Source organism: Streptomyces asiaticus (assembly GCF_018138715.1).
GTDB lineage: Bacteria > Actinomycetota > Actinomycetes > Streptomycetales > Streptomycetaceae > Streptomyces > Streptomyces asiaticus.
In genome coordinates, this window is record NZ_JAGSHX010000006.1 from 1,034,026 (window position 1) to 1,053,874 (window position 19,849).

The following is a 19,849-nucleotide window of genomic DNA, read 5'->3' on the forward strand; positions in this document are numbered from 1 at the left end:
GGCCGGCGTGCGCGCTCAGCTCCGCCTCGACCTGGTCCGCGGGGAGGTCGACGACCACGAGTGGCGGATGCGCCGCGGGGCCGTCCAGCACCCGCTGCCGCGGAACGCCATCGGTCTCCGGGAACACCGTGCGCAGGCTCTCGTGGCGGTCGGCGACGTCGGCGAGGGCGGCTTCCAGCGCGCCGGTGTCGAGGTGGCCGGAGAGGCGTAGCGCGAGGGGCATGTTGTAGACACCCGCGGCCGCCCCGGCGACCCCGGCGGCCCCGGCGACCTCTGCGCCCTCCGCGCCCTCCGCGCCCTCTGTGTCTTCGCCGGTGGTCGCGAGCCGGTTGAGGAACCACATCCGCTGCTGCCCGTACGACAGCGGCAGTTGCTCGGGGTGCCGGGGGCGCGGCTGTGGCTCCAGCGGTGGCCGTGCGTCGCCGTGCTCGGCGTCGATCCGGCGGGCGGTGTCGGCGACGGTCGGGGTGGCGAACAGATCGGCGATGCGCAGTTCGCTGTCGAGGACGGGACGGATGCGGGCGATGAGCCGCATGGCGAGGAGGGAGTCGCCGCCGAGCTCGAAGAAGGAGGTGTCGGCGCCCACCTGGTTCAGCCCGAGGACCTCGGCGAAGAGCCCGCAGAGGATCTCCTCGGTGGGGGTGGCGGGCGCGCGTCCCTCGGCGATGCCCGCGGTGTCGGGGGCCGGGAGGGCGGCGCGGTCCAGCTTGCCGTTGACGGTGAGCGGCAGCGCGTCGAGGGTCACGATGGCCGGGATCATGTACTCGGGCAGTCGGTCGGCGGCGAGGCGGCGCAGAGCCGCCAGGTCGAGCTCACCGGTGGGGACCACATACGCGACGAGGCGCCGGTCCCCGGGGCGGTCCTCGCGGATGACCACGGCGGCCTGGGCCACGGCCGGGTGGCCGCTGAGGACGGCCTCGATCTCACCGGGCTCGACGCGGAAACCACGGACCTTGACCTGCTCATCGACGCGACCCGCGAAGACGAGGTCACCATCTGCGGTCCACTTCGCCAGGTCACCGCTGCGATACATCCGGTCGCCCGGGGCGGCGAAGGGGCAGGCCACGAAACGCTCGGCGGACAGATCCGGCCGACCGATATAGCCCCGGGCCAGGCCCGCACCGGCGATGTAGACCTCGCCCGTCACGCCCACAGGCACCGGCTTGAGGAACTGGTCGAGCACATAGACGCGGGCATTGGGGAGGGGGCGGCCAATCGGCGGGGCCTCCTCCAACTCGGCGTCCAGCGGAGTGGCGGTCGCGGTGGTGATGACGGTGGCCTCGGTCGGCCCGTAGGTGTTCCACACCCGCGCACCCGCCGACCACCGACCAGCCAGCTCCGCACTCAACCGCTCCGCACCCAGCACCCAATTGCCCACACCCGGCACGGCATCCGGATCCAGCACCCCCAACAGCGACGGCACCACACTGGCCACCCGCACCCCACACCGGCCGATCATCTCCGCCAACGCCCGCAGGTCGTTGCGCTCGGCGGTGGTGGCGACGGCGAGGGTGCCACCGGCGGCGAGGGTGACGGCGACGTCGAGGACGGAGGCGTCAAAGCTGAACGACGCGAACTGCAACGCCACTACGCCCGCGTCCATCCCCAGCACCGGACGCATCGCCTCGGCCAGATTCGCCACACCACCATGCGCGACAGCCACACCCTTCGGCCGCCCCGTCGAACCCGACGTATACATCACATACGCCAACTGATCCGGAACGATGACTGTCCCCAGCGGCTCCGCCGAGAAGGCATCCGCACCCTCGAGGAGGACCGCGCGGGCATCACCGAGGGGGACGTCGGTGAGGCAGTCGGCCGTACCGAGGACGACTTCGGCGCCACTGTCCGCGATCACGAAACCCAGCCGATCGGCCGGATACTCCGGATCCAGCGGAACGAACGCCCCACCGGCCTTCCACACCGCCAACTCCGCCACCACCATGTCCACCGACCGCGCCAAACACAACGCAACCCGCGACTCCCGACCAACACCGACTTCACTCAAAAGCCGCGCCAAGCGATTTGCCCGTCGGTCCAACTCCCCGTACGGCAGGACCTCTTCACCGCACCGCACCGCCACCCCATCCGGCGCCTCCGCAACCCGCGCCTCGATGCGCTCCACGATCGAACCGCCGGGCAGCGCAGCCTCCGTGGCATTCCACTCCGCCACCACCCGCGACCACTCCGCCTCACCCAGCACATCCAGCCGACCGACCAACGTCTCCGGATCGGCCGCCATCTGCCCCAGCACCCGCACCAGGCGGTCCAGAAGTCCCTGGGCCGCCTCGGGGTCGAACAGGTCCGGGCGGTAGTCCAGCCGCAGCCGCAGCTCCTCCGTCGGGTGGACGCCCAGCGACAGCGGGAAGTTGGTGGACTCGCGCATCGCCGTGCCGGTGATCCGCAACCCAGCGGCCGCCGCCGTGGCGTCCTGCCCTCCGATGGGGTGGTTCTCGAACGCCATGATGGTGTCGAAGGTCGCGCCGGACCCGGTCTGCCGCTGGATCTCGGTGAGGCTCAGATGCTGGTGGTCCAGCAGCGCCGACTGCCGTTCCTGTACCTCCGCCAGCAGCTCGGCGACCGTACGCGCCGGGTCCAAGCGCACCCGTACGGGCAGTGTGTTGATGAAGAGCCCCAGCATGCTCTCCATGCCGGGGAGGTCGGCGGGGCGCCCCGCCACCGTCGCGCCGAACACCACATCGCGGCGGCCGGTGAGCCGACCGAGCACCACGGCCCAGGCGGCCTGGATCACGGTGTTCAGGGTCAGGCCGTTGCGGCGGGCGAGGTCGCGCAGTTGGCCGGCGAGTTCCGCTCCGGCGTCGGTGGCCGCCTTGCCGGAGGCGACCGGGGCAGTGGACTGTCCGCCCGGTGCCACCAGTGTCGGCTCGTCCGCGCCCGTCAGCTCCCGCCGCCATGCGTCTCGCGCGGCTTCCTTGTCCTGGCGGGCGAGCCAGGCGAGGTAGTCACGGTACGGGGTGACGGGCGGGAGGCCACCGGCGCTGCCCCCGGCCTCGTAACACGTCCACAACTCCCGCATCAGCACCGGCAGCGACCAGCCATCCAGCAGGATGTGATGCAGCGTGACCATCATCCGGTACACATCCGGCCCGACCTTGACCAACAACACCTTCAGCAACGGCGGCACCGCCAGATCGAAACGCCGCTCCCGCTCCTCGATCCCCAACCGCTCCGACTCCGCACGGGCCGTATCCGCATCCAGCCCGGACAGGTCTTCCTCACGCCACGGCAGCTCCACGCCCCGGGCGATGACCTGCACCGGCTGCGCCACCCCGGCCAGCTGCCGAAAGCCCGCGCGCAGGCTCTCGTGCCGGTCGAGCAGCGCCTGCCAGGACGCCCGCAGCACCGCGGGGTCCAGCCTGCCCTCCAGGTCCAGCACGAGTTGCTCGACATAGACGTCAATGCCCCGCCCGTCGTACACCGCGTGGAAGAGCAGGCCCTCCTGCAACGGCGACAGCGGCCAGACGTCCTGGACTCGCATCTGAGTCATCGTGCTCCCCCCTTGTCCGCGAGTTCCGCTTCGAGCGCGTCGATCTGGCTCTGGTCGAGCGTGATGAGTGAGAAGTCCGACGGTGTGTGGCCGCCGCCGGAACCGGTGGTGTGGGTGGCGAGGCCGGTGAGCATCGCCAGCCAGCCATCGGCGAGTCGCCGCATGTCGTCGGGGTGGTGGAGGTGCTGGGGCCAGGCGAGTGTCAGCGTGAGCAGCGGGCCGTCCGGCAGGTCACGGACCAGGCCGACGGCCTCCAGGGCATGGGCCAGCGGGACCTCGTCGCCCACTCCACCGCCGAGACCGCCTTCGGGGGCGGCGGACCAGGCGGCGGCCGTCTGGTCCGGTGTCCCGTCGGCGAAGCGGCCCACGTAGGTGAAGCCGATCTGGGCGGTGGGCAGCGCGGCGAGCGCGGGCGCGGTCTCGGGGTTGAGATGGCGGAGCAGACCGTGGCCGAGGCCATCGCCCGGGACGGCGCGGAGCTGTTCCTTGATGTGCTTGACGGCCCGTCCCGCCACCGGCCCGCCGCCGCGCAGCCCGGAGAAGTCCTGTGTCGCGGGGTCGAGCCGCACGGGGTACGTGCTGGTGAACCAGCCCACCGTACGGGCCAGATCGAGACCGCCGGACGTCCGACCGTGGCCTTCCACGTCCACCAGGACCCCGCCTTCCGCATTCTGTCCGCGGTGCCGCCGCCACTCCGCGACGGCGGAGGCGAGGGCGGTGAGCAGCACATCGTCGATCCCGGCGTGGAAGGCGGCCGGGACCGCCGTCAGCAGGGTGGCGGTGAGCTCGGCCGAGGCCGTCACGGAGACCCGCCGCAGCGTGGCGCCCACGTCGCGGGCCGGGTCCAGGGGGCGGGCGCCGAGTGGCGCGTCGGAGCCGCGCAGCAGTCGGGTCCAGGCGGGGAGCTCGGCGAGCCGCGGTGGACCGGTGGCTTCGGTCCGCAGGGCCCGGGCCCAGTGCCGGAAGGAGGTGGGCACCGGCTCCAGCACGACCTCACGGCCGGCCGCCAGGTCCGCGTACGCCTGGGCGAGGTCCGGGATGAGGACGCGGAGGGAGAGCGTGTCCACGGCGAGGTGGTGGACGGTGAGCAGGAGCCGTCCGGGGGCGCTCGGGCCGAGGTCGAACCAGACCACCTGCATCATCACACCCGCGCGCGGATCGAGCCGATCCGCGGCGGCCCGCGACTGCTCGGCGATCAGGCGCTCGAGGTCACCCCCGGCCGCGCTCGCATCGATCCGGTGCACCCACGGGGCCACGGACACGGTCGGCGGGACGAGGATGCGGGGCTCGGGCTCGGTGTCCAGTCGGGCCCGTAACATGTCGTGGTGATCGACCAGGGCCTGAACGGCACCGGTCAGCGTCTCCAGCCGCATCCCCGCCGGAGCCACCACCACGGTCGACTGGTACACCCCAGCTATGCGTTCTGCTCCGGCCCGGTCCAGCAGCTCATGCATGACGGGGGTCAATGGCACCTCGCCGGTGCCCGAATCGCCGCTCCCCGCCAGGCCATCGGCGGTGGCCACATCACGGGCCACCACGGCCAGGTCCGCCGGGGTCCGTCGCTCGAACACCTGCCGGGCGCTCACGGCCAGACCGGCCTTACGCGCCCTCGACACCAGCAGCATCGACATGATCGAGTCACCGCCGAGCTCGAAGAACGACGCATCGGCACTGACCTCATCAAGGCCAAGCACCTCGGCGAAGAGCCCACAGAGGATCTCTTCGGCCGTCGTCTCCGCGGCCCGGCCCGACGTCATCTCAGCGGTGTCGGGGGCGGGGAGCTCGGCACGGTCCAGCTTGCCGTTGACCGTCAAGGGCAGCGCATCAAGCGCCATGACGGTCGGGACCATGTACTCCGGCAACCGGTCCGCCGCGAACTCCCGTACGGCCGCCACGTCCAGCTCCCCGTTGGGGACCACGTACGCGACCAGCCGCTTGTCCCCCGGCCCGTCGCCACGTACCACCACCGCGACCTGGCCCACGCCCTCACAGGCGGCCACCACCGCCTCGATCTCACCCGGCTCGACCCGGAAACCACGCACCTTGACCTGCTCATCCACGCGACCCGCGAAGACCAGATCACCATCGGCGGTCCACTTCGCCAGGTCGCCACTGCGATACATCCGGTCACCCGGGGCGGCGAACGGGCAGGCCACGAACCGCTCGGCGGACAGATCCGGCCGACCGATATAGCCCCGGGCCAGGCCCGCACCGGCGATGTACACCTCGCCCGTCACGCCCACAGGCACCGGCTTGAGGAACGTGTCCAGCACGAACACCTTGCTGTTAGGCAGAGGGCGGCCTATTGGCGGTGCCGTACCCAGTCCGGGATCGAGGGGCATGGCGGTGGCGGTGGTGATGACGGTGGCCTCGGTCGGCCCGTAGGTGTTCCACACCCGCGCACCCGCCGACCACCGACCAGCCAGCTCCGCACTCAGTCGCTCCGCGCCCAGAACCCAGTTCCGCACACCCTGGACGTTGTCCGGGTCCAGCACCCCGAGCAGCGACGGCACCACGCTCGCCACCCGCACCCCACACCGGCCGATCATCTCCGCCAACGCCTGCGGATCCCTACGCTCCTCCGCACTCGCCACCGCCAACGTCCCGCCAGCAGCGAGGGTGACCACCACATCGAGGACGGCGGCGTCGAAGCTGAACGACGCGAACTGCAACGCCACCACACCCGCGTCCATCCCCAACACCGGACGCATCGCCTCAGCCAGATTCGCCACACCACCATGCGCGACAGCCACACCCTTCGGCCGCCCCGTCGAACCCGACGTATAGATCACATACGCCAACTGATCCGGAACGACGACCGTCCCCAGCGGCTCGGCGGAGAAGCCGTCCGCCTCCTCCAGACGCACAACACGGGCACCACCGACCGGCACCTCGGCCAAGCTCTCCGACGTACCGAGAACCACTCCGGCCCCGCTGTCCGCGATCACAAAGCCCAACCGGTCGGCCGGATACTCCGGATCCAGCGGAACGAACGCCCCACCGGCCTTCCACACCGCCAACTCCGCCACCACCATGTCCACCGACCGCGCCAAACACAACGCAACCCGCGACTCCCGACCAACACCAGCACCGGCCAACAACCACGCCAACCGATTCGCCCGCCGATCCAACTCCCCATACGACAACGCCTCACCACCACACCGCACCGCCACCCCATCCGGCGCCGCCACAACCCGCGCCTCGATGCGCTCCACGATCGAACCACCGTGCAGCGCAGCCTCCGTGGCATTCCACTCCGCCACCACCCGAGCCCGCTCCACCTCCCCCACCACATCAATCTCACTGACCCGCACCCCCGGATCAGCCGCCACCGCCTCCAACACCCGCACCAACCGCTCCACCAACCCCCGCGCCGTACCCACATCAAACAAATCCACCGCAAACAACAACGCCCCACCCAACCCCGCCGGCGCCCCCACACCATCACGGTGCTCGGCCAGGTCCAGCGACAGATCGAAGCGGGCCGGGACCTGGGCGGCCGCCGGTATCCGTCGAACCCGCAGCCCCGGCAGGCCCCATTGCGGCGCCGGTAGGCTCTGGAGGGCCAGCAGGACCTGGAACAGCGGGTTGTGGGAGAGCGAGCGTGACGGGTTCAGGTCCTCGACCAGTCGCTCGAACGGCACGTCCTGATGCGCGTACGCGGCCAGATCGGTCTCCCGCACCTGGGCCAGCAGCTCCGTGAAGGACGGGTTCGCGCTGAGATCGGCGCGGACGACCAGGGTGTTGACGAAGAACCCGGCCAGGTCGTCCAGCGCCGGGTCGCCACGGCCCGCGATCGGCACGCCGATGGTGATGTCGTCGCCCGCACCCACCCGGCTGAGCAGCACGGAGAGGGCGGCGTGCACCACCATGAACATGGTGGCGCGACCACGGCGGGCCACGTCCAGCAGCCGGGCGTGGGTTTCCGCGCCGATCTGGATCGGCACTTCGCCACCCCGGAACGACGACATCGCAGGACGGGGCCGGTCGGTCGGCAGCGCGAGCTCCTGGGGCGCACCGGCCAGCGCCTCACGCCAGTAGCCGAGCTGGCCGCTGATCACGCTGTCCGGGTCCTCGGGATCGCCCAGCACCTCGCGCTGCCACAGCGCGTAGTCCGCGTACTGCACCGGCAGCGGCTCCCACCCGGGCGCGCCGCCCGCCCGCCGAGCCGCATACGCCGCCCCCAGGTCCCGCGCCAGCACACCCATCGACCAGCCGTCGACGGCGATGTGATGCGCGACGATCAGCAGCACGTAGTCCGATGGTCCCGTCTTCAACAGCCGTGCCCGCCACGGCAGATCGACGGTCACATCAAACCCACGGTCGGCGTGCAACCCGAGTTCGGCCGCGAGGAGTTCCTCGCTGGTCTCCACGACAACGAGTCGCGGTCGGCCCGCCTCGCCCTCCAGCACCCGCTGGCGCGGCTCGCCATCGGTCTCAGGAAACAACGTGCGCAGGCTCTCGTGCCGGTCGGCCACATCGCCCAGCGCGGCCTCCAGCGCGGTGACATCCACCTCTCCGGTCAGCCGAAGGGCCAGCGGCAGGTTGTAGACCGCTCCGGCCCCCGGGTTGGTCTCCTCGAGCCGGTTGAGGAACCACATGCGCCGCTGGGCGTACGAGAGCGGCAGCGCCTCCGGCCTCGGCCGCGGCGTCAGCGGGGGCCGGGCGGCCGTACCTCCAGCCGCCGCGACGAGGCGGGCGACTCCGGCCACCGTGGGAGCGGCGAACAGCTCGCCGATGTTGAGCTCGGTGTCGAGGACGGCGCCGATCCGGGCGATGAGCTTCATCGCGAGGATCGAGTCGCCACCGATGGTGAAGAACGACACCTCGGCGCCCACTCGTTCAAGGCCGAGAACCTCGCGGTACAGGCCACAGAGGATCTCCTCGGTCGGCGTGGCGGGACCGCGCCCGCCGGCGTCGGAGAAGTCGGGGGCGGGGAGGGCGGCGCGGTCCAGCTTGCCGTTGACGGTGACCGGCAGGGCGTCCAGGGCGACGACCGCGGCGGGGACCATGTGGTCCGGCAGCCGCTCGGCCACGTACTCCCGCAACCCCGCAGTATCCACATCCCCGTCGGGGACCACGTACGCCACGAGCCGCTTGTCACCGGGGCGGTCCTCCCGTACGACCACGGCGACCTGCCCGACACTCCGATGCCCGGCGAGAACCGCCTCGATCTCACCCGGCTCCACCCGGAAACCACGCACTTTGACCTGGTCATCAGCGCGCCCACCGAAGACCAGCTCACCATCGGCCGTCCATGTGGCGAGGTCGCCGGTGCGATACATCCGCCCGCCCGTGAACGGACACGCCACGAAGCGCTCCGCCGTCAGCCCGGGGCGGCCGAGGTAACCCCGCGCGAGCCCCGGCCCCGCGACATACAGCTCACCCGCCACGCCTTCGGGCACGGGTCGCAGAAACTCGTCCAGCACGAACACCCGCGTATTGGCGATCGGACGGCCGATCGGCACCGGCCCGGACGGCTCCAGAGGCCCACTCATCGTCGCGCAGACCGTGACCTCGGTCGGCCCGTACGCATTGACCATCCGACGGCCCGGTGCCCACCGCTCCACCAGCCCCGGCGGACACACCTCACCCGCCACCACCAACGTCCGCAAACTCCCCGGCAGCTCCTCCACCGTCGCCAGCACCGACGGCGGCACCGTCACATGCGTCACACCGAACTCCGCCACCGCCTCACTCAACGACCGCTTCGGCGGCAACCTGTCCGCACCCGCCATCACCAACGCGCCACCCGAAAGCAACGCCATACACATCTCCGACACCGCGGCGTCAAAGCTCAACGACGCCAACTGCAACACCCGCGCATCAGCACCCACCGCAAACCGCTCGATCTGCGCAACCGCCAAATTCCCCAGGCCACGATGCGTCACCGCCACACCCTTCGGCCGCCCCGTCGACCCCGACGTATAGATCACATACGCCACATCATCGACACCCACCGAAACCGCAGGCACAGACTCCGCCACCACCTCAGACGGATCCCACACCAAGCACTCCACCCCGACCGGAACCAACCCCCGAGTCCCCTCCGAGCACACCACCAACACCGGCCCGGCATCCTCGACCATCCACCCAATCCGCTCCACCGGATACGCCGGATCCACCGGCACAAACCCCGCCCCGCCTTCACCACCCCCAACAACACCGCCACCACATCCACCGACCGCTCCAACACCACACCCACCAGATCACCGCACCCCACACCCCGCGCAGCCAACACCCCCGCCACCCGATCCGACCGACCCCCCAACTCCGCGTACGACCACTCCTCACCACCCGCACCCACCACCGCCACCGCACCCGGCGAAACGGCCACCCGCGCATCGAACAACTCACCCAACGGCCCCACCGGCACAACCCGGTCAGTCGCGTTCCACCCCTCCACCACCCGCGCCCGCTCACCGCACCCCAGCACCTCGATCTCGCTCACCCGAGCCGCCGGATCCGCCGCCATCTGCTCCAGCACCCGCACCAGCCGCCGTACCACGCCCCGGGCGGCGTGCTCGTCGAACGCGTCCGGGCGGTAGTCCAGCCAGAACTTCAGCTCGTCCGCCGGGTCCACCCCCAGCGTCAGCGGGAAAGTGGTGGCCATCCGGGTCGTGCTGTCCGTCAGTCGCAGCGGGGCGGCCGGTCCGGTCTCGCCCGCGTGGAAGTTCTCGAAGGCCATCAGGGTGTCGAAGGTGGCGCCAGGTCCGGCCAGGCGCTGGATCTCCTTGAGGCCGAGGTGCTGGTGGTCGAGCAGCGCCGACTGCTGGGCCTGCACCGCGCCGAGCAGGCGGGCGATGGAGTCTGCTGGGCGCAGCCGGACCCGTACGGGGATGGTGTTGATGAAGAGCCCCAGCATGTCCGCCATCCCCGCCAGCTCCGGCGGGCGGCCGGCCACCGCGGCGCCGAACACCACATCGCTGCGGCCGGTGAGCTTGCCGACGATCTGGGCCCAGGCCACCTGGAGCACGGTGTTCAGCGTGACGCCGTGGCCTCGGGCGAGCTCTCGCAGCGCACCGGCCAGATGGTCGCCGGTCTCGGCGAGGACCTTGCGGGTGAGGACGGGTTCGGCGTTCGGATCGAGCGCGGCGACCGTCGTCGGCCCGGACACGCCATCCAGCGCCCGCTGCCAGGCGGCACGCGCCGCGTCCCGGTTCTGGCGGCGCAGCCAGGCCAGATACTCGCCGTAGGGCGTGGTCGGCGCCAGTGCGCGGATGTCGCCGCCGGGGGCGCAAGCGGCCCACAGCTCGCGGATGAGGATCCGCAGCGACCAGCCGTCGAGCACGATGTGGTGCAGGGTCACGACCATGCGGTGGCGGTCGCGGCCGGTCTTCACCAGCAGGATTCGTGCCAGGGGCGGGGCGGTGAGGTCGAAGCGGCGGGCCCGTTCCGCGCTTTCCAGACGGTCCGCCCGGTGCCGCGCCGCCTCGGCGCCGAGGTGCGACAGGTCCACCTCGCGCCAGGGCAGGGTGACGTGGCGGACGATCACCTGGACGGGTTCGTCCACGCCGACCAGGCGGCGGAAGCCGGTGCGCAGACTGCCGTGCCGTTCGACGAGCGCCTGCCAGGTGGCGCGCAACTTCCCGGCGTCCAGGGGCCCTTCGATCTCCAGGACCTTCTGTTCGACATAGATGTCCCGCTCCCGCTCATCGAACATCGCGTGGAAGAGCAGGCCCTCCTGGAGGGGTGACAGCGGCAGTACATCGACTACGCCGCCCGCCACCTCGGCCTCGAGCTCCTCGATCTGGTCCTGGTCGAGTGCCATCAGCGGGAAGTCGGATGGCGTATGGCCACCGCCGGTGTGTGCGGCGAGGCCGGACAGCGTCTCCGCCCACGCTTCGAGCAGGCGTCGGGCGGCCGGTGCGGTGAGGAGGGGCTCCGGCCAGTCCAGGCTGAGGACCAGTTCGGTTCCCTCGAGACCGGCCGCCGCTTCGAGCGGGTGGGTGGGCGGCCGGTCGTCGTCGCCCGGGGCGGTGAAGCCGAGCTGCGGGGTGGGCAGGGCGGCGAGCGTGGCGGCGGTGTCGGGGTTGAGGTGGCGCAGCAGGCCGTAGCCGAGTCCATCGCCGGGGACGACCCGCAGCCGCTCCTTGATCTGCTTCATGGCCCGGCCCGCGGCAGGCCCGCCGAGGCGGATCTCCGCGAGGTCGAGGGCCCCGGTGTCGAGCCGTACGGGGTGCCTGTGGGCGAACGAACCCACGGTGCGGGAGAGATCGGCGCCACTGCCCAGGGCGGCACGTCCGTGGTCCGGCACCGCCATGTCCACGAGGAAGCCACCGGCCCGGTCCTGGCCGTCGCGCCAGGCGGCGAGGGCCACGGTCAGCCCGGTCAGCAGGACGGTCTCGGCGCCGGTGTGGAACGCGTCCGGCAGGGCGGTCAGCACCGCCGCCGTGGTGTCGGCCGGGATGCGTACGGAGGCGCACCGCACCGGAGCGTTCGCATCGCGGGCCGGGTCGGCGGGCCGGGTGGTGAGCAACGGGTCGCCGGCGGCGAGGAGTTCGGTCCAGGCGGGCAACTCCGCACGCCGTTGGGCGCTGTCGGCCTGCGTGGCCAATGCCCGTGTCCAGTGACGGAACGACGTCGGCACCGACGCGATCTCCCGCCCCGCGATCGCGGCGGCCATGTCCTCCAGCACGATCCCCCAGGACATCGCGTCGACCACCAGCCGGTCCGCTACGACGAGCAGCCGCCCGGGCGCGTCCGGCCCGCTGTCGCACCACACGGCACGGGCCATCACCCCGGCCCGCCGGTCCAGCCGCCGCCCGGCCTCGGCCGACTCGGCGGCGAGCAGCTGCTGGAGCCGATCGGCGTCCATGCCTGCCGTCGCCACCCGCCGCGTCCACGGGCGGACGGACACCGAGCCCGCCGGGGGTACGGTCAGCCGCCGCTCCGGCGTGGTCTCCAGCCGGGCCCGCAGCATGTCGTGGCGATCGACGACGGCCTGTAGCGCACGGGCGATGTCGTCCAGGTCGAGCCCGGCCGGGACGTCCAGCACGGCCGACCGGAATCCCGCGGCCCTCTCGGGTCTCGCGGGCCCCTGAAGTCCTTCGTGGTCCAGCAGTTCGTGCATGGCCGGGGAGAGCGGCAGATGTCCGGCGCCCCGCGCCCGGTCACCTGTCGCGGCGCTCTCGTCCAGCGGTTCGGCGATGTCGGCGAGGCGGGCCGGGGTGGCGAGCTCGAACACCTGGTACGGGGCGATCACCAGCCCGGCGCGCCGGGCCACCGACACCAGCAGCATGGTCAGAATCGAATCGCCGCCGAGCTCGAAGAAGGATGCCTCCGCGCTGACCCGCTCCAGGCCGAGGATCTCGCCATAGAGCCGGCACAGCACCTCTTCGGTGGGCGTCCGCGGACCACGGCCCTCGGCGGCGTCGGTGAAGTCGGGGGCGGGGAGGGCGGCGCGGTCCAGCTTGCCGTTCACCGTGACCGGGAGCGCGCCCAGCGCGACGACCGCGGTGGGCACCATGTACTCCGGCAGCCGCTCGGCCACGTACTCCCGCAGCCCGCCGGTGTCCACATCCTCGTCAGGGACGACGTAGGCGACGAGCCGCCGGTCCCCGGGGCGGTCCTCCCGTACGACCACGGCGACGTGGCCGACACTCCGGTGCCCGGCGAGAACGGCCTCGATCTCCCCCGGCTCCACCCGGAAACCCCGCACCTTGACCTGCTCATCGGCCCGGCCACCGAAGACCAGCTCACCGTCGGCCGTCCGCCGGGCGAGGTCGCCCGTGCGATACATCCGCCCGTCCGCGAACGGGCAGGCCACGAACCGTTCCGCCGTCAGCCCCGGGCGGCGCAGATAGCCCCGTGCGAGCCCCGGCCCCGCGACGTACAACTCGCCCAGCACGCCCTCGGGCACCGGCCGCAGGCGCTCGTCCAGCACAAACACCCGTGTGTTGGCGATGGGCCCGCCGATCGGCACCGGTCCGAACGGCTCCAGAGGCGCGCTCATCGTGGCGCACACGGTGACCTCGGTCGGGCCGTACGCATTGATCATCCGACGGCCCGGCGCCCACCGCGCCACCAGCGCCGGCGGGCACACCTCACCCGCCACCACCAGCGTCCGCAGGCTCTCCGGCAGCTCCTCCACCGTCGCCAGCACCGACGGGGGGACGGTCGCGTGCGTGACGCCGTATTCCGCCACCGTCCCGCTCAACGACCCTTGCGGCGGCAACCTGTCCGCACCCGCCATCACCAACGCGGCACCCGAAAGCAACGCCATGCAGATCTCGGACACCGCGGCGTCGAAGCTCAACGACGCCAGTTGCAGCACCCGCGCATCGGCGCCCACCGCGAACCGCTCGATCTGCGCGGCCGCCAGGTTGCCGATGCCACGATGCGTCACGAGCACGCCCTTGGGACGGCCGGTCGAGCCCGACGTGTAGATCACATACGCCACATCATCGGCATCCACGGACACCGGGGGCGCCGATTCACCCTCCGCGGCCGGATCCCAGACCAGGCACTCCACCCCGGCCGGCACCAAGGCCCGCGTCTCCTCCGAGCACACCGCGAGCACCGGCCCGGCGTCCTCGACCATCCATCCGATCCGCTCGGCCGGATACGCCGGATCGACCGGGACGAACCCCGCCCCGGCCTTCGCCACCCCCAGCCACACCGCCACCAGTTCGGCGGACCGGTCCAGCACCACCGCCACGAGGTCACCGCGCCGGACCCCGTGCGCGGCCAGCGCCCCGGCGACTCGGTCCGCCCGCGCCCCCAGCTCCGCGTACGACCACTCCAGACCGTCCGCGCCGATCACCGCCACCGCGTCCGGCGACTCGGCCACCTGGGCGTCGAACAACTCGCCCAGCGGTCGCCAGGATTCGGTCGTGCCATGCATGGATGTCTCCCTCTGCCGCGGTACGCGATGGCGGTGGTCGGCGCTACGTGTGCTCAGCCGTGCTCAGCCATGTCCGGGCGGCGGGCCGCCGGGCATCGCCCGCATGCCCGGATGAGGTCCCGGGCCCGGGAAGGGCGCAGGACCGGGCCCTGGCCCCGGGAACGGGCCGGCCCCCGGGCCCGCCGGATACGGCCCATGGGGAGGACCGACCGGAGCATGTCCGTGGGGCCCCGGTCCATGGCCATTGCCCACCGGCCCGTGGCCATGGGGCGGCACCGGCCCATGGCCATTGGGTGACGCCTCATGCCCACCCGGCCCCCCGCGCCCCGCGAACTGCGTGCGGTACAGCTCCGCGTAGAGCCCACCCAGGGCGAGGAGTTCCTCGTGGGTGCCGCTCTCCCGCACCCGGCCGCCGTCGATCACGAGGATCTGGTCGGCGTCGCGGATCGTGGACAGCCGGTGGGCGATCACCAGGGAGGTGCGCCCCGCGAGCGCGGTCTCCAGTGCCCGTTGCAGCGCGGCCTCGGACTCGGAGTCGAGGTGTGCCGTGGCCTCGTCGAGGACGACGACCGGTGGCGCCTTGAGCAGGAGCCGGGCCATGGCGATGCGCTGTTTCTCGCCGCCGGAGAGCCGGTAGCCGCGGTCGCCGACGACGGTGTCGAAGCCGTCGGGCAGGGACTCGATCAGGCCCCAGATCTGGGCGGCCTTACAGGCGTCGATCATCTCCTGCTCGGTGGCCTCCGGACGGGCGTAGCGGAGGTTGTCGCCGATGGTGGTGTGGAAGAGATAGGCGTCCTGGGTGACGACGCCGATGGTGTCGTAGAGGGACTCCAGCGTGAGGTCCCGGAGGTCGTGTCCGTCGATGCTGACGGTGCCTTCGCCGGGGTCGTACAGCCGGGGTACGAGATGGGTGATGGTGGTCTTGCCGGCGCCTGAGGGGCCGACGAGGGCGGTGAGCTTCCCGGCGGGCAGCCGGAAGCTCAGCTCGCGCAGGGTCCAGTCGTTCCTGGTGCGCTCCGACCGCGGGATGGCGATCGATTCGAGGGAGGCGAGCGAGACGTCCGCGGCGGCCGGGTACGAGAACGAGACGCCGTCGAAGACGATTTCGGGCGCGCCGTCGCGGGGCAGGGCGATCGCGTCGGGCTTCTCGGAGATGAGCGGCTTGAGGTCGAGGATCTCGAAGAGCCGGTCGAAGCTGACGAGCGCGGTGACCACGTTGGCCTGGGCGCTGGAGAGCTGGTTGATGGGGCCGAAGAGCCGGGTGAGCAGCGTGGCCAGGGCCACCAGGGTGCCGATCTCGAAGGCGTCGTCGATGACGAGGCGGCCGCCGACGCCGTAGACCACGGCGGTGGCGAGCGCGCTGAGGAGGACCATCGACAGGAAGAGCAGCTTGCCGTTGACGGCGGTCAGGACGCCGAGGTCGCGGACCTTGCCGGCCAGCTTGGTGAACTGGCGCAGCTCGCGGCTGGGCCGGCCGTACAGCTTGGTCAGCAGCGCGCCGGTCACGTTGAACCGCTCGTTCATCAACGCGCCCATTTCGGCGTTCTGCTCCATCTGGGAGCGCATGAGCCGCTGGAGCCGGCGCCCGACGACCTTGCCGGGGAGGATGAAGAAGGGCAGCACCACCAGGGAGATCAGGGTGATCACCCAGGACAGGTAGAACATCGTGATGAGGACGAACAGCAGGGTGAGCACGGCCGAGACGACCGTGGACAGCAGTGACGTCAGGGCCTGCTGGGCCCCGACCACGTCCGCGTTGAGCCGGCTGACCAGGGCGCCGGTCTGGGCCCGGGTGAAGAACGCCAGCGGCTGGCGCTGCACATGGTCGAAGACCTTGGTGCGCAGTTCGTAGACGAGCCCTTCACTGACCCGGGCCGAGTACCACGCCTCGCCGAACCCCAGCAGCGCGCCGAGGACCGCCAGTCCGCCGACCGCCACGGCGATACCCACGACGACATCGGAATCATGTTCGGCGATGCCATTGTCGATGAGGTATTTGAAGAGGATGGGGACGGCCACCACAATGGCGGCGTTCGCCACGGTCATGAGCAGCAGCAGACAGATGCTGACGCGGTACGGCCGGGTATACGGAACTATCCGTTTCGCGGTCCCGGCTTTTATTTTCTGCTTGGTCACCGATGGGTCGGGGCCCACCGCGCGAATCATCATCGGCCCTGGGCCGCCTATGGACACGACGCTCTCCTCGGCTTGGGTCGGTCCGACCTATGTGAGCTGGTCGATGAGGCTCTTGGGGCGCATGTCGCGCCAGTTCTCCTCGATGTAGTCCAGGCAGTTCTTGCGGGCGTCCTCGCCGAATACGACGCGCCAGCCGGCCGGTACCTCGGCAAAGGCGGGCCACAGCGAATACTGGCCCTCGTCGTTCAGCAGGACCAGAAAGGAACCGTTTTCGTCGTCGAACGGATTGGTCATCTTCACTCCTTCCAACTTCCCTGGAGCGGGCCGGAATTCAAGGTAACGAGGGCCCATCGGGAGCGGCAAGGTCGACTATTGAAGTGGCGTCCAACCGCGTATTCTCTGCACTTGGACAACGGGTGAAACCCCGCGGAAACCGGAGCCGGGGCATTCTGGATCTCGTTGTCCAGGGGGCAGGGCCGAGCAGGCCGGTTGGACAGACCGAGGAGGGGGAGCGGGTGCGCGTGCTCGTGGTGGAGGACGACCAGGAAATGGCGCAGGCGGTGGCCGTCGGCTTACGGCGGGCGCAGATGGCCGTCGATGTGGCGTTCGACGGGGCGGGCGGCCTTGAGCGGGCGCTGCTCAGTGACTACGACGTGATCGTGCTGGACCGGGATCTGCCCGGGATGCACGGCGATGAGATCTGCTCCGAGCTGATCGCGTCCGGCTGCCGCAGCAGGGTGTTGATGCTGACCGCGGCGGCCTCGGCGGAGGATCTGGTCGACGGGCTCAATCTGGGGGCCGATGACTATCTGGCGAAGCCGTTCGACTTCCCGGTGCTGATCGCCCGGATCGGCGCCCTGGCCCGGCGGGCACATCCGGCCGTGCCGCCGGTGGTGCACCACGGCGACCTGGTGGTGGACACGGCGCGCCGCAAGGCCGCACGGGCGGGCCGGCCGCTGGAGCTGGCGCCCAAGGAGTTCGGCGTGCTGGAGCTGCTGCTGTCGGCCAAGGGGCGGGCGGTCTCGGCGGAGGAGCTGCTGGAGCGGGTGTGGGACGAGGCGGCCGATCCGTTCACCAGCGCCGTGAAGATCACCATCAGCAGGCTGCGGGCCAAGCTGGGCGAACCGCCGGTGATCGAGACCGTCGCCAAGCGCGGCTACCGGATCTGAGGCCGACGATGCCTTCGCTGTCGCGGCTGATGGCTCCGCTGTCCCGGCTCACCGCCCGGCTCGCGCACTCAGCCCTGCCCCGGCGTACGGTCCGGCTGAAGCTGACGCTGCTGTACGGGGCGCTGTTCCTGCTCTCCGGGGCGGCGCTGCTGACGATCACGTATCTGCTGGTGCTGGGCGCGGGCGGCGGTTCGCTGTCCGGCGGGCAGCCCGCACCGGGCGGCGGTGGGCCGCGGGCGGGCGAGACCGACGGCCACTCGCCGCCGGTGCCGCCGCCGCGGGGGCGCATCGGGGAGAGCACCCGCGATGTCCTCCCGGCCGCGGCGCGGGAGATCATGGAGCTCCAGCGGGACGCCATGCTGCACGACCTGCTGGTGCAGTCCGCGATCGCGCTCGGGCTGATGTCGGTCATCTCGATCGCGCTGGGCTGGGTGGTCTCCGGACGGATACTGCGCCCGCTGCGCACGGTCATCGGCGCCGCCCGGGAGATCTCGGCGACCAGCCTGCATCAGCGCCTCGCGCTCGAGGGCCCGAGCGATGAACTCAAGGAGCTGGGCGACACGTTCGACGGTCTGCTCGGCCGGTTGGAGACCTCGTTCGAGGCACAGCGCCGGTTCGTCGCCAACGCCTCGCATGAGCTGCGCACTCCCCTCGCCCGGCAGCGGACGCTGGGGCAGCTGGCCCTGTCGGATCCCGACGCGGACGTGGCATCGCTGCGCACGGCGCATGAGCGGATCCTCGCCGCGGGCGCCCAGCAGGAGCGCATGATCGAGGCGCTGCTGACCCTGGCCCGTAGCCACGCGGGGATCGAGGTGCGCAGGCCGTTCGACCTGGACCGGCTGGCGCGGGAGGTCGTGGCGGCCCGCCGGACGGACGCGGAGCAGCGGCGGATCACGCTGCGCTGTGCGCCGGCGGCCACGGTCGCGGCGGGCCACCGGCCGCTGGCCGAACGGCTCGTCATCAACCTGGTGGACAACGCGCTGCGGCACAACGGGCCGTACGGCTGGGTGGAGGTGGCCACGGCGGACGAGCCCGGCCGGGCGGTCCTGACCGTGGCCAATTCCGGTCCGGTGGTGCCACCGAGCGCGCTGGACCAGATGTTCCAGCCGTTCCAGCGGCTCGGCGACCCGCGGACCAACAAGGACGGCCTGGGCCTGGGGCTGTCGATCGTGCAGGCCATCGCGGTGGCCCATGACGCCACGCTCGCCGTGGAGGCCCGCCCGGAGGGGGGCCTCGTCTTCACGATCGGCTTTCCGCACCCGCCGGTCCACCGGCCGGGACCGGCAACGGACCACCGGCAGGCACCCGGCCACCAGCGGGAACCGTCACCCGCTCACCGCCCGGGACCGCCAGTGGCCCACCGCCCGGGACCGCCACCGCAGCGGCGAGGGGAGCGGTGAAGAAGTCGACGAGCGCGGCGTTCACCGCGGCCGGCTTCTCCAGATAGCCGTAGTGTCCGCAGCCGGGGATCTCGGTGTAGCGGGCGCCCGGGATGGCGTCGGCGACCTCCCGGGTGAGCTGCGGCCGTACGATCAGGTCGTGCTCGAAGCCCAGGACCAGGCACGGGCAGCGGATGGCCGCGTACGCGGGCAGCCGGTTGGGGATCAGCTGGAGGCCGAGCTGGCCGCGGACCGAGGCCAGGTCGACGGCGGAGAACTCGAAGATGTCCAGCCAGTCCCGCAGCCGTTGCTCATCGGCCAGGGTCTGCGGGGACAGGCTCTGCAACGCGTTGACATAGGCGGCGTAGCGGGGCGGCAGCTTGACCCCGCTGTCGGCCAGGTCCATCTCCGCGATCGCCTGGGCGGTGGCGAAGGTGTCGGCCCGGCCGCTGGTCGCCATCAGCACGGCCGACCGGACGAGTTCGGGCCGGGCCAGGATCAGCTCCTGGACGATGATGCCGCCCAGGGAGAAGCCCACGACCCGGCACGGGCCCGCGCCGAGGTGCTCGATGAGGCCCGCGATGTCCGCCGCCATGTCGTCGAGGGTGAAGCCCTCGGTGCAGGGATCGCTCGGCGGGATCCCGCGGTTGTCCACGGTGATCACCTTGAAGCCGGCCGCCTTGAGCGCGGGCACCTGGTGGGTGCGCCACATTCGGCCGGGGGCCCCGGTGCCGGTCACCATGACGACCGGGTCCCCCGTTCCGTGCTCCTCGTAGTTCAGCTGGATCCCGTTGATCCGGACGACAGGCAT

General features: G+C 71.5%; 5 protein-coding genes and 3 pseudogenes (1 of these 8 cut by a window edge). 2 read left to right on the forward strand and 6 right to left on the reverse strand.

Annotated features, from left to right (window positions below; genetic code table 11):
- The 5 genes and pseudogenes from KHP12_RS11990 to KHP12_RS12020 form a co-directional block, all read right to left on the reverse strand.
- A protein-coding gene (locus KHP12_RS11990; protein ID WP_211832932.1) for a non-ribosomal peptide synthase/polyketide synthase crosses the window boundary here: on the reverse strand, positions 1-3,508 show its beginning. It extends 17,150 nt beyond the left edge of the window; 3,508 of the gene's 20,658 nt are visible here — the first part of the coding sequence; its start codon is at positions 3,506-3,508; its stop codon lies beyond the left edge, outside the window.
- Positions 3,505-9,983 (reverse strand): annotated as a pseudogene (locus KHP12_RS11995) (amino acid adenylation domain-containing protein). The gene KHP12_RS11990 and the pseudogene KHP12_RS11995 overlap by 4 nt, the downstream one beginning before the upstream one ends.
- Positions 9,984-14,354 (reverse strand): annotated as a pseudogene (locus KHP12_RS50940) (amino acid adenylation domain-containing protein); the annotation flags it as partial.
- A 63-nt stretch (positions 14,355-14,417) separates the two neighbouring features.
- Positions 14,418-16,523 carry an ABC transporter ATP-binding protein gene (locus KHP12_RS12015; RefSeq protein ID WP_211834838.1) on the reverse strand — a complete coding sequence of 702 codons (2,106 nt, stop codon included), beginning with the start codon at positions 16,521-16,523 and terminating at the stop codon, positions 14,418-14,420.
- Between the two features lie 54 nt (positions 16,524-16,577).
- Positions 16,578-16,784, reverse strand: coding sequence for an MbtH family protein (locus KHP12_RS12020; RefSeq protein ID WP_020866836.1), 207 nt, complete (start codon positions 16,782-16,784; stop codon positions 16,578-16,580).
- A 221-nt stretch (positions 16,785-17,005) separates the two neighbouring features.
- On the opposite strand from KHP12_RS12020, the gene KHP12_RS12025 reads away from it, so the two are divergent.
- A complete protein-coding gene (locus tag KHP12_RS12025; protein ID WP_037962653.1) occupies positions 17,006-17,659 on the forward strand; it encodes a response regulator transcription factor in 654 nt (217 codons plus the stop codon).
- Between the two features lie 8 nt (positions 17,660-17,667).
- Positions 17,668-19,059, forward strand: coding sequence for a sensor histidine kinase (locus tag KHP12_RS12030; RefSeq protein WP_244203205.1), 1,392 nt, complete (start codon positions 17,668-17,670; stop codon positions 19,057-19,059).
- On the opposite strand, the pseudogene KHP12_RS50945 reads toward KHP12_RS12030, so the two are convergent.
- A pseudogene (locus KHP12_RS50945) lies at positions 19,058-19,849 on the reverse strand (alpha/beta fold hydrolase); the annotation flags it as partial. The gene KHP12_RS12030 and the pseudogene KHP12_RS50945 overlap by 2 nt on opposite strands.

Coding starts and splice junctions, on each gene's coding strand:
- KHP12_RS12030 (WP_244203205.1), top strand. CDS start 17,668: ATGCCTTCGCTGTCGCGGCTGATGGCTCCGCTGTCCCGGCTCACCGCC.
- KHP12_RS12015 (WP_211834838.1), bottom strand. CDS start 16,523: ATGATGATTCGCGCGGTGGGCCCCGACCCATCGGTGACCAAGCAGAAA.
- KHP12_RS12020 (WP_020866836.1), bottom strand. CDS start 16,784: ATGACCAATCCGTTCGACGACGAAAACGGTTCCTTTCTGGTCCTGCTG.